Annotated in this window: 14 protein-coding genes and 1 pseudogene; all 15 read right to left on the bottom strand. The window is 46.1% G+C overall.

What is annotated here, in order from left to right; all coding sequences use genetic code 11:
* Positions 1-92: 92 nt before the first annotated feature.
* The 15 genes and pseudogenes from MUB50_RS08885 to MUB50_RS08815 all read right to left on the bottom strand — a co-directional run bounded on the left by MUB50_RS08885 (position 93) and on the right by MUB50_RS08815 (position 13,940).
* Positions 93-1,169 carry a sensor histidine kinase gene (locus MUB50_RS08885; protein WP_244791045.1) on the bottom strand — a complete coding sequence of 359 codons (1,077 nt, stop codon included), beginning with the start codon at positions 1,167-1,169 and terminating at the stop codon, positions 93-95.
* Positions 1,166-1,834 (bottom strand): response regulator transcription factor, encoded by a 669-nt coding sequence (locus tag MUB50_RS08880; RefSeq protein ID WP_118306375.1) that lies wholly within the window; start codon positions 1,832-1,834, stop codon positions 1,166-1,168. The genes MUB50_RS08885 and MUB50_RS08880 overlap by 4 nt, the downstream gene beginning before the upstream one ends.
* A 16-nt stretch (positions 1,835-1,850) precedes the next feature.
* Positions 1,851-2,021, bottom strand: a complete 171-nt coding sequence (locus MUB50_RS08875) for a helix-turn-helix domain-containing protein (protein WP_033143706.1) — start codon at positions 2,019-2,021, stop codon at positions 1,851-1,853.
* 125 nt (positions 2,022-2,146) lie between these two features.
* Positions 2,147-2,539, bottom strand: coding sequence for a winged helix-turn-helix domain-containing protein (locus tag MUB50_RS08870; RefSeq protein WP_117538747.1), 393 nt, complete (start codon positions 2,537-2,539; stop codon positions 2,147-2,149).
* 119 nt (positions 2,540-2,658) lie between these two features.
* The gene (locus tag MUB50_RS08865; protein WP_244791043.1) at positions 2,659-3,429 is read right to left on the bottom strand and encodes a response regulator; all 771 of its coding nucleotides are present in this window, start codon (positions 3,427-3,429) and stop codon (positions 2,659-2,661) included.
* A 187-nt stretch (positions 3,430-3,616) separates the two neighbouring features.
* Positions 3,617-5,989 carry an ABC transporter permease gene (locus MUB50_RS08860; protein WP_244791041.1) on the bottom strand — a complete coding sequence of 791 codons (2,373 nt, stop codon included), beginning with the start codon at positions 5,987-5,989 and terminating at the stop codon, positions 3,617-3,619.
* Between the two features lie 14 nt (positions 5,990-6,003).
* Complete coding sequence (locus MUB50_RS08855) at positions 6,004-6,669, bottom strand: ABC transporter ATP-binding protein (RefSeq protein WP_071431016.1); 666 nt, start codon at positions 6,667-6,669, stop codon at positions 6,004-6,006.
* A 5-nt stretch (positions 6,670-6,674) separates the two neighbouring features.
* Positions 6,675-6,935 carry a hypothetical protein gene (locus tag MUB50_RS08850; RefSeq protein WP_244791039.1) on the bottom strand — a complete coding sequence of 87 codons (261 nt, stop codon included), beginning with the start codon at positions 6,933-6,935 and terminating at the stop codon, positions 6,675-6,677.
* 130 nt (positions 6,936-7,065) lie between these two features.
* On the bottom strand, positions 7,066-9,441 hold the full coding sequence (locus tag MUB50_RS08845; protein ID WP_244791038.1) for an ABC transporter permease: 2,376 nt from the start codon (positions 9,439-9,441) through the stop codon (positions 7,066-7,068).
* Between the two features lie 165 nt (positions 9,442-9,606).
* Entirely contained in the window at positions 9,607-10,638 is a 1,032-nt protein-coding gene (locus tag MUB50_RS08840; RefSeq protein WP_187030847.1) for a sensor histidine kinase, read from the bottom strand.
* The gene (locus MUB50_RS08835) at positions 10,635-11,327 is read right to left on the bottom strand and encodes a response regulator transcription factor (RefSeq protein ID WP_244791036.1); all 693 of its coding nucleotides are present in this window, start codon (positions 11,325-11,327) and stop codon (positions 10,635-10,637) included. The genes MUB50_RS08840 and MUB50_RS08835 overlap by 4 nt, the downstream gene beginning before the upstream one ends.
* 471 nt (positions 11,328-11,798) lie before the next feature.
* A pseudogene (locus MUB50_RS08830) lies at positions 11,799-12,107 on the bottom strand (recombinase family protein); the annotation flags it as partial.
* A gap of 342 nt (positions 12,108-12,449) precedes the next feature.
* Positions 12,450-12,863 carry a dUTP diphosphatase gene (locus tag MUB50_RS08825; RefSeq protein ID WP_055158506.1) on the bottom strand — a complete coding sequence of 138 codons (414 nt, stop codon included), beginning with the start codon at positions 12,861-12,863 and terminating at the stop codon, positions 12,450-12,452.
* Positions 12,860-13,627 (bottom strand): FAD-dependent thymidylate synthase, encoded by a 768-nt coding sequence (locus tag MUB50_RS08820; RefSeq protein WP_222847488.1) that lies wholly within the window; start codon positions 13,625-13,627, stop codon positions 12,860-12,862. The genes MUB50_RS08825 and MUB50_RS08820 overlap by 4 nt, the downstream gene beginning before the upstream one ends.
* Positions 13,623-13,940 carry a hypothetical protein gene (locus tag MUB50_RS08815; RefSeq protein WP_040446694.1) on the bottom strand — a complete coding sequence of 106 codons (318 nt, stop codon included), beginning with the start codon at positions 13,938-13,940 and terminating at the stop codon, positions 13,623-13,625. The genes MUB50_RS08820 and MUB50_RS08815 overlap by 5 nt, the downstream gene beginning before the upstream one ends.
* Positions 13,941-13,970 lie beyond the last annotated feature (30 nt).

The raw sequence follows: 13,970 nt of genomic DNA, 5'->3' as shown, positions 1-13,970 counted from the left end.
GTCGCTGTGAAGTTGGTGTGAAATCTTACCGGCAGAAGAAAAGGCCCTGATCTCCATTTGGAAACCAGAGCCTATGAGAGAATATGAATTTGTTATTTTACTGTGGGGAGGGAGAAATAAAAGGCCACGCCCCCCGGCTGATTTTCTGCGCCATAGTGTAGGTACTGCATGGACAAGACCTGTGCAACAATGGCAAGGCCCAGCCCGGAACCGCTGTATTTGGAATTTTTATCACGATAAAATTTCGACCATATCTTTGACAGGCTTTCTTCCGGGATAGGCGCCCCCTGATTGAAGATAGAGAAGTTCAAAAGGCCGTCTTTTTCAAGCAGGGACAATCTCAAAATCCCGCCCGGCCTGTTATTTCGTTTGGCATTGACGATCAGATTATTCAAGACCTGTTCCATCCGCCCTTTGTCTGTATTGACATAGACAGGATGCTCCGGCAGTTCATATTCCAAAACAAAATCTGCGTCCGGGGTGTCGATCAGCAGCCGTCCTGCCACCGTTTCCAAAAAGTCTACAAAGTCGAACCGCTCCGGGCGGAGCTGGGTAGCCCCATTTTCCAATGCAGACAGATCAAGCAGCGTAGTGATTAAGCGGCTCATGCGTTCTGTTTCCGTTATGATGACCTCGGAATACTTTTGCCGTTTTGCTTCGTCCGTTTCGTCTTGCAATCCCTCGGCATAGGCCCGGATCACGCCCAGCGGAGTTTTCATTTCATGGGAGAGGTTGTCCACCAGTTCTTTACGCTCGGCAAGCAGTCTTTTTTTCTGCTCAACATCCTGCTCTAATTTCCGGTTGGCACCTTCCAGAGAAGAAAACGCCTGTTGCAGATTTTCAGCCATCTTGTTCAGGCTCTCCGCAAGTTCTCCAAATTCATCATGGCTTTCCACATGGCAGGGATGGGAAAAATTAAGCTCTGCCATGTTCCGGGCAGCTTCATTCAGTTCCGAAACCGGCTTTGTGATAAAGCGAGCCATTAGTAGGTCAATGGCACAGACCAGAACCACCACAAAAGCCAGCCAGATCACAAAGGAAATATCTGTGTCCATCGGCAGTTTGGTGGACAGTACATAAGAAATAATCAGGACAACGCCGATCAGTTTGGAGGCCAGCAGGATCTTCTTCCGTATGGTAAAGATGTTCATGTTTTCCTTGATTTTCATACGCTCACCTCGAATTTGTAGCCGGAACGGATCAGGGTGACAATATGCTTGCCCTCATCGCCCAATTTCTGCCGCAAGGTTTTGATATGGGTATCGACCGTCCGTGTTGTTCCCTCAAAGTCGTAGCCCCAAATCCGGTTAAGAAGCTGTTCTCTGCTGAATATCTGGCCGGGATTGCCCATGAAGAAATACAGCAGTTCATATTCCTTGTGGGTTAAATTGATTTCCTGTCCATCTACAAAGACCTTATGAGATGTGGGGATGATCGTAATTTTTCCGGCGTTCACAGAATCGGTAGGTGTGATAGAGGAACGGCGCAGCAAAGCGCCCACCTTTGCCAGTAACACTTTTGGGCTGAATGGTTTGGTAATATAGTCATCAGCTCCCAGCTCATAGCCTTTCAGTTTATCTTCTTCCTCACTTTTCGCAGTTAGCATGATAATAGGGAGGTTGCTCATTTCTCTTGCCATCTTGCAGACGGAAAAACCGTCAAGGTGGGGCATCATCACATCCAGTATCATTAAGTCCATAGGATTGTTTTTCAAGATCATTAGTGCGTCCACGCCATCGTCAGCCGTAAAGCAGGTGTGGCCGCCTCGCTGCATATACTCGGCAATAATGCTCTGCATATTTTTTTCATCTTCCACGATTAAAATATTTGCCATAGAGAGGGGCCTCCTTTCACTTTTTCTTATATCGTCGATCAACCGGTCTTTCTGCCTCTTTTGGTATCAGCCAAACACCGGCCATCTTCACAGCGCCGGGGATGCGACCCTCGGTGCAATAGTAGTTAATCATTCGGGGAGAGATACCCCATTTCTCGCTTGTCTCTTTTAGAGTCATGTAGTCCATATAGTGTCCCTCCAATATGGATTATTATATTTCTTTTGCTCGAAGAATACAACATCCCATATTAAGTGTTTGGAAATAAATATTAAAAACTAAAGCCACAAGATAAAAAATCTCATGGCTTTAGCTTACAAGTGTTCAAATTTATAGCCAATCCCGGCGACACTCTCAATATAGTTTGGAAGATCCGGTTCAAAACGCAATTTCTTACGCAACTTACTTATATGATTATGAATGGCTTTTCTCGAATAGAAATCACAATCCTCTTTCCAAACCAAATCGGTAATTAGTTCGTAAGTAAAAACACGTTTGGGATTGGCAATGAGCAATGCCAGTATATCAAACTCTTTACTTGTCAGGTTGATAATCCGTTCACGAACCCTGACAGTGCGGTGCTCCAGGCATAGATAAAGCTCGCCTTCCTGTATTTCTGTTAGAGGATTCTTCTTTGCTGCGGAGGAAGTGTGACAGGAATTGAATACCGTTCCATGACAGACTCCTTGTTCCAAAATATATTGCATTAGAGCATTTTTTTGTTCCTCGTTAAGAAGCAGAAATAACTTTTCTCCGATCTGCTTTCCGGATTCTTCTATATCAAAAACAGCTAATGTCCCATTATATCATCACCTCCGTAAAATTTTCATTCCACAAAGAACAAAACCCGCCGGATCAGCTCCGGGATATTTACCGGGGCGGTGATATAGTCGTTCACGCCCTCATGCTGGTATTCATATTCCGTGGCAAGGTCGTTGTTCTCGGTGAGGATAAAGAACGGCAGAAGCCGGACAGGGGGATTCTTCATTTGGAACATCCCCGCCACCCGCCGCAGCGTATGAAACAGCTCCATTGCTGTGCCGTCCGGCAGTTCCAGATCACACAAGATCAGTTCTATTTCCTTATCCTCAAAAATCCGGCGCTTGGCCTCCCCAATCGAGGGAATCAAAATCAGGTCAAAGCCCTTTTGCAGCATAGCAGCCCGCAGCACTTCGGCACTGGTATCTTCCGCATGGACAAAGAGCAGCTTGTGAAAAGTCGGGGCCTTTTCGCCGGATAACTGCCGGTAGGCATATTCCACCAGCTTATCTTGCAGCAACAGTCCTTTCATTTTGTCCATGCACAGCGTCGCGCCCCGGCGCTTGGCCTCCTGTTCGTAGTCCTCCTTGTCATGGCAGGACACCAGAATAAAAGGCAGTTTCTTGTCTGCGGCCCGCACCTCGTCCAACAGCTCCATGCCGGAACCATCCGGCAGGTCGAGATCACAGCAGACCACCAGCGGCATTTCCTCTTGGATGGCGGCCCGCGCTTCTTTTAGCGTACAAGCCGTTTTCACCGGGTAGCCCTGGTGCTGTAAGTATTTTTGCAGGCACCATGTATAGGTGTCGCTGTCGTCGATCAGCAGTATCTTTTTCATGTGTCCTCACCCCCAATATTGATTTACCACAAGCATAAACTACAAATGTTACACAAATGTCCGAGGTGCCTTTGATTTCGACAGAAAAACAGGCTGAATTGTTACAAAGCACGGACATTTCAAAAATTTTTTTGAGAAATGGCGGAAAAAGCGGGGCAGCACACGCTGCCCCGCCGATCCCATACGGTTATTCCATCGCCCGCATTTGTTCAATCAGGGATTGTTTTTTCTGTCTGCGGACTGTCCATACAGACAAAATCAGTTCCATTCCGAACAATACCAGAATGAACAGTCCCATTTCCAAAACCGGGAATTGATAAGGCACTACCTTTCCGGCAAAAGCACCTACACTAACTTTGCTACAAGCAAAGATGGAAGCCGGAAGCCCAACGATCAGCGTCGCCAATGTTGCGAAGAACGCATAGCACAGCCCCTCACAGATGTTCATTTTACATAGCTGTTTTTGGGTCAGGCCGATGGAACGCAAAACACTGTTTTCCTGCTTTCTGGACATCTGGTTAGATAGTGTTGTGTTAATCAGGTTGATAACGCCAAAGAGGAATACCACCCACGAAAACGCTTCCATACTTCCAAAAACAATAGAATTTACCATTTTTTCATACTCAATTATAGTGTCAATATTTTCTAACGCAATATCAGTATGAGTGGCTACAATATTTTTCAATTCAGACTCTACATCGTCCGCTTTTTTCGGATCACTTACAATACTCCATGAATAATCGAAAGAAGTGATTTCTGGGTGCAGTTCATGGAACAATGCTTCCGGTGCAAATTCAAGTGGAGAGTCAAGGGGAACTGTTCCATGTCCATCAGTTGGTATGTTAGCGTTGTCAAACACCCCGGATATAGTAACAGGAATGGTTGATTTCCCGGAGATAAGTTTAACGGTTTCTCCTACTCCTATATTATAAAGGTTACTTGTTGCCGAATCAATTATGATGCTGTGTGCATCCGCTGGCATAGTTCCCTCTATCAATGCAGCTTCAACCGCAGAATAATTTTGTTCAGTCAGTATATCACACCAACCAGCCGTATCAATTCCGTTGGCACGATAATTTATATGAAGGCTTTGCCTTTTTGTAATCACATCGGTTACACCATCAATGGCCAAAATTTCCTGCTTCAATTTCTCATTCAAAGGATTTCCCGCTGCCATAGCTTCTTCTACTGCCAACTCGGAATGTAAATAAATTTTATAGTCACCATACGGATAAATCTGCCTTGCAAGTGCCTCTGGGGAGCGCAGCAAAACAATGGAAGATACCACAAGCAGGATAATTCCGCCCAAACTCAAAGACGCTATAATAGAGATTGTCTTTTTGCGGTCACGCTTAAAATTCGCAATTCCCATTGAAACAGGATTGAGCTTGATATTCTTTTTCCGTCTGCGGATATCCTTTTGCACCGGGGTAAAACGGACGGCTTCAATGGGGGAAATCCCTGCCGCGATTTTCACCGGCTTACGGATGGAAATAGACACCATGATCCAACTGCTTATGAGTGTCAGGGAAACCATAACGACATAGGAAACAGCGTTAAATCCCTTGGAAAACAGAAGAAAACCGCAGCATACACCCAGCACTGTACCAATCAAAATTCCGATACTGCCGAGTTTGCGTCCCTCCCGCTTTACAATCCGCTTGATTTGCTTTGGCGTTGCACCAATCGTCCGAAGCTGTCCGTAGCTCCTGATTTTGTCATTGATGGAGATACGGAAGATACTCTGGATCACAATATAGCCGCCGATCAGAACAATAACAATCACACCAACAATCGGTAAAAAATCAAAGGATTTAGAAGCATAAGCAAAATACTTGTTGTTCATGCTGGGATTAGGGAGCTGATATTCCTCTGCAATCTCCCTGCAATAAGAGGTTATCAGTTCCTCGCCCAACTGGTCGCTGTTTTTGAAATGGACATAGGCGCGATACCCAGCCGGATCAAACCCTTTCCATTCTGTCAGGGCAGCTTTGGAAAGAATGATAGCGCAGGTATTCGCTTCTTTTTCATTTACGCTGTCCATAATGCCGGTAACGACATAATCACCATGAAAACTCTCGGTATCTAAGGTCACAGTGTCCCCGATCTTGGCATTGTTTCCATAGGTGGAGAGAAAGTATTCGCTTACGACAACTTCATTTGCTTTTTGGGGCAGATTCCCCTCCAATAGCTTCATTTGGTCGCGCCCAATCTCCATCATTTCTGCGTCATTATATACATAAGAGGCATGATAGCCCTGTTCCGAAAGTTCCTCACCGAGCATATAGTAGCCGCCTACGCGCTCAAACTCCGGCAGTCCTTTCAGGGTTTCAATGTCGTTTTCCTCTACGCCCAGCCAGACCGCCTCATAAGTATCGACAACCTGATTGCGCTGCATTTGTGTCAGGGAAGTAGCTACAATTCCCGTAAAGCAGATCAGAAACGCCGCCAGCGCAACGGCAATCACTACCATCAGATTCCGGCGCTTCTCGCTTTGCAAACTTTTCTTTGCCAGCTTCTTTGTAATGGCGCTGGTATCATTTTCAAAAGGCCATGTCATAGCCTGCCACCTCCTTATTCCACAATCTTTCCGTCCTCAATGCGGACAATCCGATCTGCAAGACGGGCTATGTCATTATTGTGGGTAATCATCACAACAGTTTGCCGGAACTCCGCACTGGTGCGCTTGATAAGCCCCAGCACCTCGGCGCTGGTCTTACTGTCAAGGTTGCCGGTCGGCTCGTCGGCCAGCACAATAGCCGGTTTGGTAATCAGGGCGCGGGCAATCGCCACACGCTGCTGCTGGCCGCCAGAAAGATTGTTCGGCATATTTTTCAGTTTATCTTCCAGCCCCAGCAGGTGAACGATCTCGTCCAAAAACTTCTGATCCACCGTGTCCCCGTCCAGCTCCACCGGCAGGACGATGTTCTCATACACATTCAGGATGGGAACAAGGTTATAATTCTGGAAGATAAAGCCGATGTTGCGGCGGCGGAAGATGGTGAGCTGTTCGTCGTTCTTCTTTGCCAGTTCTTCGCCCCGGACGATCACGGTTCCGCTGGTGGGAGTGTCTAACCCGCCCATCATGTGAAGCAGGGTGGACTTGCCGCTGCCGGAGGTTCCCACAACAGCCACAAACTCGCCGTCCTCCACGGAGAAGTTCACGCCGTCAAGGGCGCGGGTGATGTTCGGCTCTGTGCCGTAATACTTTTTCAGGTCGATAGTCTGTAAAATGCTCATAAAATTCAATCCTTTCTTTGTTTGTTGTAAATGCGGAACGCTGCTGCGCCGGTGGCTGCCAACTGTACCAGAATCAGCACAGCGAACAGGCCGAAACTCTCATAGTAGAACAGTTCATTCCAAAACAGGAGAACATCACAGAGAGCAGTCAAGGCAACCGTCCAGCGGATGTGCCGGGCCAGCCATTGCCGGAACACCAGCACAAGGGCAACGGGTAGGACGATCAGCAGCGCCAGATTCAAAATCAATGTCGGGGTCAGTTCCATTGCGTTGCCTCCTCGCTTTTGTTGATAAGGTCATTGTAAAACCCAAATGTCCGCGAAATGTTACAGCGGCCAAAAAATTTCATTGAAAATCGGGGTGAAATGTTACAACGCTCGGACATTTCAAAAATTCTTATGACAATTCCCGTATTTGATCTACCAGAGATTGTTTTTTTATCTGCCGAATTGCCAAATACGAGAAAAGCATTTGGACGGCAAGCATCAGTATAAAATAACTGAACATTTCAACTGTCGGAAAATGATAGCTTACTTTTCCAAAAATACTCATTGCACTAAAGACAGTGCAGAGAAGATACCCGATAAGAGTTCCGCATGATATGGAAAGAAGCAGCACCCCTAATGTATAGAACAAGCCCTCTATCAATAACATTTTTGAAAGCTGTTTACTGCTCAAACCAACCGCTTGCAAAACACCCAATTCTCGCTTCCGTGTCAAGATGTTTGTTATCAGTGTATTTAGCAGATTGATAATGCCAAAAACCCCGATAAACATCACAAAAATGTAGACTGGCATACGATAGTTCAATAGTTTTTCGTTGTATGCCTCTACCCAATCATTCAAGGTACTAACATAGAGGCTGGAAGTCGGTGGAATTATCTTTTGGATTTCATCCTTTGCGGCTGCCCATTTACTGTCATCTGTATCTACAATAAATTGATAATTGAGGTTTTCAATAGGAACGATCTTTGACAGCATTTCTAAAGGAATAAATAGCGTATCATATCCGCCATACGGAATATTAGTGTCCACAATTCCCATTACTTTTACTTCCAATGTTTGTCCGCCAACTTCAATCAGAAGTTCGTCCCCAATCGCTGCATCCCACCCAAAAGTTTCTTTCCACTGTGGGCCATTTTCAATAATAATGCCATTATTATTGATTAGTTCCTGTAAATCTGCTGTACCATCAATCAAGTATTCTTCAAGCAATTTTTGAGAGCTTGGCGTATATGCGTCTGAAACAATCGGTTCAATATCCCCCGTTGGCATACGAACATTCAAAACGGTGCCTTGGTATTCTTTTATTTCTTCCACACCATCTATGTCCAAAATGGATTCTCTAAAATCTTCTGTAAGCAGATTCGATTTTTGGAGTTCTGAATATTGTTCGCTGTTATGTGCCTGCGGCCCGTAATCGCCTAATTCAAGGCGAATTTCTCCGTAAGGAAAACTCCTACGCGCCATCGCTAAAGGATCAATGGAATTAAAATATGCAGAGCTTGCCATCAGCAAAATTCCACATACCCCTAACGACAGGATCGTTAAAGCGGTTTTCTTTCTGTTCCTCGCAAAATTAAGGAATGCTAAATTTTTCGCGGATAGAGAACGATGTAACACTTTTGTACTGTTGGACATTACATCATTATTGCCCGCCATATAACGGACTGCTTCAATAGGCGTAACATGAGCAGCAATTTTGGCTGGCTTAATTACAGCAATCATAACACATAGATACACAAACAGAGCTGTGACAGCGGCAATTACAAATACCATTAAAGTGTTCCAGCCTTGCGGGACAAGGACATATCCCGCTATTGCACCGGCTAATATTCCAATCGGAATACCAATTCTGGAAAGATGAAATCCCTCTCTAAAAACGATTCTTTTCATTTGTTTTCCAGTTGCCCCTATTGTCCGCAGTTTTCCATATTCTTTTGTTTTTCTGGCTATGGACACATAAAACAGGCTGTAAATAACAAGAGTACAAGCCAAAGCGATAATAAGACTGATAAATGCTATTACAGTGATATATTGACTGCTTCTCTGTTCAATGAGAGAAAAATAATATGTTGAAAACTGCATTTGCTCCGGCTGTATTTCCAATTCTCTGCACAATGTTGATAATTCAGCTTGTATAGCAGCCTTAGACCAACCATCAGATTCATTCAAACGGATATAAGCGGAGGATGCCGGTTCGCTGATCTTGTTTTCAATATAAGACTGCGACACGAATACGGAATAATTTGAATTTTCGACAGGCAAAATACCACATAAGGTATAATCTTTTTCTCCATCTCCCAGATTTAACGATATAGTATCGCCTATGGATTTGGACAATCCAGCTCTATCAAGAAACGCCTTTGTGATAGCAATTTCATTTGTAGATTTGGGCAATTCTCCCTCTAAATCAGGATATTTTGCTAATTTCATTAGTGTTTCATCCATTGAACGAACGGTTAATTTGTAGTCCCCATAAGATACTAAACCCAATAAATGACTTACACCTACTTGAACCCTATCGTCATTTACTAATTTCGTAATGGTATCATTATCGACTTCATTGATAATTGCTTGATAACGCCCAGCCGCATCATTTAATGATTTTCGCTGCGAAGCAAAAAAATACAAGGTCGTTGTCATTATCAAGCAGGTAGCTAAGGCAATCGTAATGATAATGAGGATGTTTCTACTTTTATCTGCTTTTAAGTTTCGTTTTGCCAACTTTTTTGTAATGGCACTTGTATCGTTCTCAAAAGGCCATGTCATAGTTGTATCACCTCCATATTTGATAAGGGTATTGTAAAACCCAAATGTCCGCGAAATGTTACAGCGGCCAAAAAATTTCATTGAAAATCGGGGTGAAATGTTACAATGCTCGGACATTTCAAAAAAATTTACGGCGGGCAGCCGGAAATGGCCGTCCGCCGCGTTCTATTTTGTAGGCAGCATAATGGAAAATTCCGAACCCTTGCCCGGCTCCGAAACCACTTTGATATAGCCGCCCTGCCGCGTTACGATCTCGCGGGCCAGATACAGTCCAATACCCACACCTTGCTGTTCGTGTACTTCTTCCTCACGATAGAAGCGCCGGAAGATGGCGGCCTGATTGCTTTCGGAAATTCCCTTGCCGGTGTCGGCTACTTTGATCTCCACATACATTTCCCACAGCACCACCGACACAGCGATTTTCCCGCCTGCCGGGGTGTACTTCACCGCATTGTCCAGCAGGTTAAAGAGGGCTTCGGATGTCCACTTGCTGTCATGGGAAACGGCCAAATCCTCCGGGCAGTCCACGGACACGGCAATTTCCTTTTTCTCCGCTGCATACACGATCCCACTCATGGCCTGCGCCACGGTATCAAAGAGGCGGCCCGGTTTCTTATCCAACTGGATCACGCCCGTTTCCAGCCGGGAGGTTTTCACAAGGGCCTGAAAGAGAAAGTCCAGCTTATCCGTCTGGCTGCGGATTCCCCGGATAAAGTCGGTGCGCTCTGCCTCGGTCATAGGCTTTTCCAGCAGGGTGTCCGTCGCCATTTTCAGATTGCTTACCGGCGTTTTCACCTGATGGGAAATATCCGATACAAGGGTCTGTAACTCCTGCCGTTCCTCGTCCACCCGGCGGCGGTTCTCCTGCATGATCTGGTAAAGCCTTGCCAGCCGGTGTCCGATTCTGGCAAGCTGGGTTTCGCTGTCCTCCGGGCGCTGGGGCGCTTCATTCCCGGCGATCATGTGGTCTAAGGTCTGGCACAGGTCAGCGGTAAACTGCGACAGCCGCTTTCCAAACGCCTGCGTCAGTACAAAAATCCCCACAAGGGCGCACAACAGCAGCGCCCCGCCCGTCAGCAGCACCGCAATCTGTTTTGTCACAAGAAACAGGGCTATGGTGATTCCGGACATGGAGAGGACAAGCCCCATTGCCACCCGGCCAAACAGCCGCTTTACCGAGAGGTTCTTAACCTTCATTTTGCCTCGCCTCCCGTCCATTGATAGCCCATGCCGTAAACGGTCTTGATGTAGGGTGCGCCGCCGTCGGATTCAATCTTGCTGCGAATCCGGCTGATGGAGGTTGTCAGGGTGTGTTCGTCCACATACTTCTCGTCTATATCCCACAGCTTTTCCAAAAGCTGCCCACGGGTCAGCACTTGCCGGGGATTTTTACGGAACAGGTTCAGCATTTTGTACTCCATCGGGGATAGGGTCAGGGGCTTGCCATTTAAGGAAGCCGTCTGCTCCGAGAAGTCCAGAAACAGCCGCCCGTCGTCGTAAATGTCCTTGGCCGGCTTGTGGTGTTCCAGCATGGCGAACATGGCTTTGATTTTCCGCTGCAAGGCCCCGATCACAAAGGGCTTTGTGATGTAGTCCACCGCGCCCACCTCATAGCCCCGTATCTGGTCGCTCTCCTGATCGTTGGCGGTCAGGAAAATCACAATGGTGTCCGGGTGCTGGGGCTTTATCAGCTTACATAGCTCAAAGCCGTTCCCGTCTGGCAGGTTGATGTCCAGCAGCACTAAATCAAATTCCCGCTGGCGGATAGCTTCGGCTGCGGTTCTGGCATTTAGAGTAGAAGTCACGCCGTAACCGTCTGCGGTCAGGTTATAGGCCAACATCTTATTCAAAAAACTGTCGTCCTCGACAATTAAAATCTGCTTCATATTCTCACTCCCTTTGCTTTTTGCAGATAGTATAACAGGCAAATGTCCGCGAAATGTTACAGCGGACAAAAAATTTTAATTTTTTGCATTTCTCTGTTATAGCAGTTCAAAATAATAACTCTATTATAGGCAGTTATCAAAGGTTTATCAATGCGGCAACTGTAAACAGATCCTCTGCCAAAAACTCTTAAAACTACTGGCAAGCAATGCAATCTTACGTAAGATTGCGTATTTAGCAGAAATCCCGTTTCCGGAATTCCTGCTAATGCTTGTTGGTGACATATCCCCAAACCCCTGAGATCATTGCCGGTGGCAATGGCTGCGCGTTCCGTTGGAACGCTGAAAACCAAAAGCAGACAAATCTTATTGACGGGATTTTTCTGTGCTGCGCTGCGGTTGTGCTGATTGTAGTTTACGCAAATTGTGATATGTATTCCCCAGTATATATGGGGAGTTAGAAATGTATTGAGATTAGATAGCCTTTTTCTCCAAGTCCTCACAGTAAACGCTTGAAAATAAATGTTCCAGCTCATTTCCAAAGTTGTATGAGATTTTAAGTTTGCGGTTTTCATAAACTGTTATCTGGTCTATCATTTCCACAATAATATCTCTGTCTAATTCTTCAATGTCTTTCAGTTCCAACAACCGCCTTAACCACGGTGTTTCAAAAACATCTTCTGTTACACTTTCCTTTTTCTTTTCTTCCAGCGTTTCAATCTGTTTGGAGTAAAGCGTTTCTTTTTGTTGATAGTCCTCTCGATAAGAAAGAAATTCTTCTTTATAGGCAGAATAGGCTTTCCGTTTTTGTTCCAGAAGATCGGTGTATTCCTCTCGGAGAGATTTGACAGAGGGGAGCTTTTTGATTCCCAGTTCGTCAAAATGATTCTTCGCTATCTGGTGCAGTAAGATTTCCGCCTCATTCATTGCAGAGGCAAGACAGCTTGATCCTCAATCCATGCAATATATCCTTGGTATTATGAAAGAACTCAATAGCAGAAAGTAGGCGGTCACGGTAATGGCCGCTTTTTTCGTGACTTTCTTTATTATATTTTATAATGTTCTCGAAATGTCCGCTCCCTATACCGATAAGTATTCAAAAACTGTTCCCCAAACAGCCTTTTTCTATTCGCCGGTACTGCCAAAGCTGCCGGTTCCTCGCTCTGTTCCCAGATCTGTTACAAAATCCGCAATGACAGTCGGCGTGATCACAAGCTGCCCGATACGGGCTCCCTTAAAAAGAGACTGCGCCTGATTGCTTACATTGCTGATGATCGCATGGATCTCTCCTCGGTAGCCGGAATCCACAGGCGGCAGTTCACAGACCAGACCTTTTACCGCCATACTGGTACGGGGAAAGATATATCCCGCATACCCATCCGGTATTTCCAGTCCAAAGCCAAGAGGAATTTTGGCGATTTCTCCGGGCTGTAAGGTGCAGTCATAGGGCAGATAAACATCTGCTCCGGCATCATTGCCATGAGGACGGTAAGGACGCTGGTGCTCCGGCACGCCAAAATCGATTAGTTTTATTTTCATCGGCAGCCTCCTTCCCAAAGAGCGGGATAGTCTTTTTCTAAAATATCCTCTGGCGTCATATCTGCCTGCAGTTTTCGCCCGCAGGTCATTTTCCCTTCCAGACATCGATCCAACTGACAGAAAGGCCCGGTCAGTGACGGGGCAAACAAGGCAGGGCTTAGGTCATAAAGTTCTTTCCAGACCTTTAACAGCACGATCCTTGTTTCATCTGTATTTCTCCGGCATACCCGCTGGCCGATGATATGTTTCCACTGATAAGGGGTGGCGCTGATGAGCAGTACATTCCGTAATCCCTGGGGCGTGGCATAGCCGGCCGCATCGTGCCCGCTTCCGGCAGTGCACAGGGCTTCATAACATTTCATGCTTTCATTACAACTTTTTAAGTACAGCTCCTGTACCACAGCCGGAGCCGTCATAATAGAATACGGGACAGCGAAATCCGCCTGTCCCGTATAGTTGCTGTACTGCAGCGATGCACTCATAAATTTTACTTCGTTCTGGTGGCGGGTGATCTGCGCCAGAAAACGCCTGCTGGCGCCGACAATGGCTACCGTGATCACCGCAAATTTCTGGATGGTAGGATGGGGAAGCGCCCCCATAGCTGCTACTGTCTGAACGCTGAATGATTTTTCGTAGAGCTCCATCAGGTCGTCCATTGAGGCAATCTTATGTCCCTGCTGGGTAAGTCTTGCCGCAAAGACCATGTTTTTTTCTGCTTCCGCTACCGCCTGGCAGTTCAAAATTTTTACTTCAATCTGTTTAATTGGTATGTCCCTCCTTTACAATCGCTTTCAGTAAGAACAGATAGTTAAGACTGTCTGTGATCTTTTCGTCCCATGTGTCCATCGGATAAACTGTTTCCTCGGCAAAGCACATATCGTATAGAGAAACAATATGCTTTGCCAGCATACCGGCAAGGGCACGCTGGGGCGTTGTGTGCTGTAAAGCTGCCGCTGCCTTAAATGCACCCAGCCGGTCCGGATCATCCCCGGTGTATTCTTTGGTTTTCCGTTTCAAGGTATCAGCACAGAGCCGCACCTGTTCGTCAAAAACGGCATTGACTTCATTTTGCGTAATATAGCATCCCTCCTTTGAAAACAAGAAACC

This window comes from Blautia sp. NSJ-140, from assembly GCF_022868965.1.
GTDB lineage: Bacteria > Bacillota > Clostridia > Lachnospirales > Lachnospiraceae > Blautia_A.
Note: the sequence above shows the minus strand (reverse complement) of the source record. Positions and strands in the feature narration are given on the sequence as shown.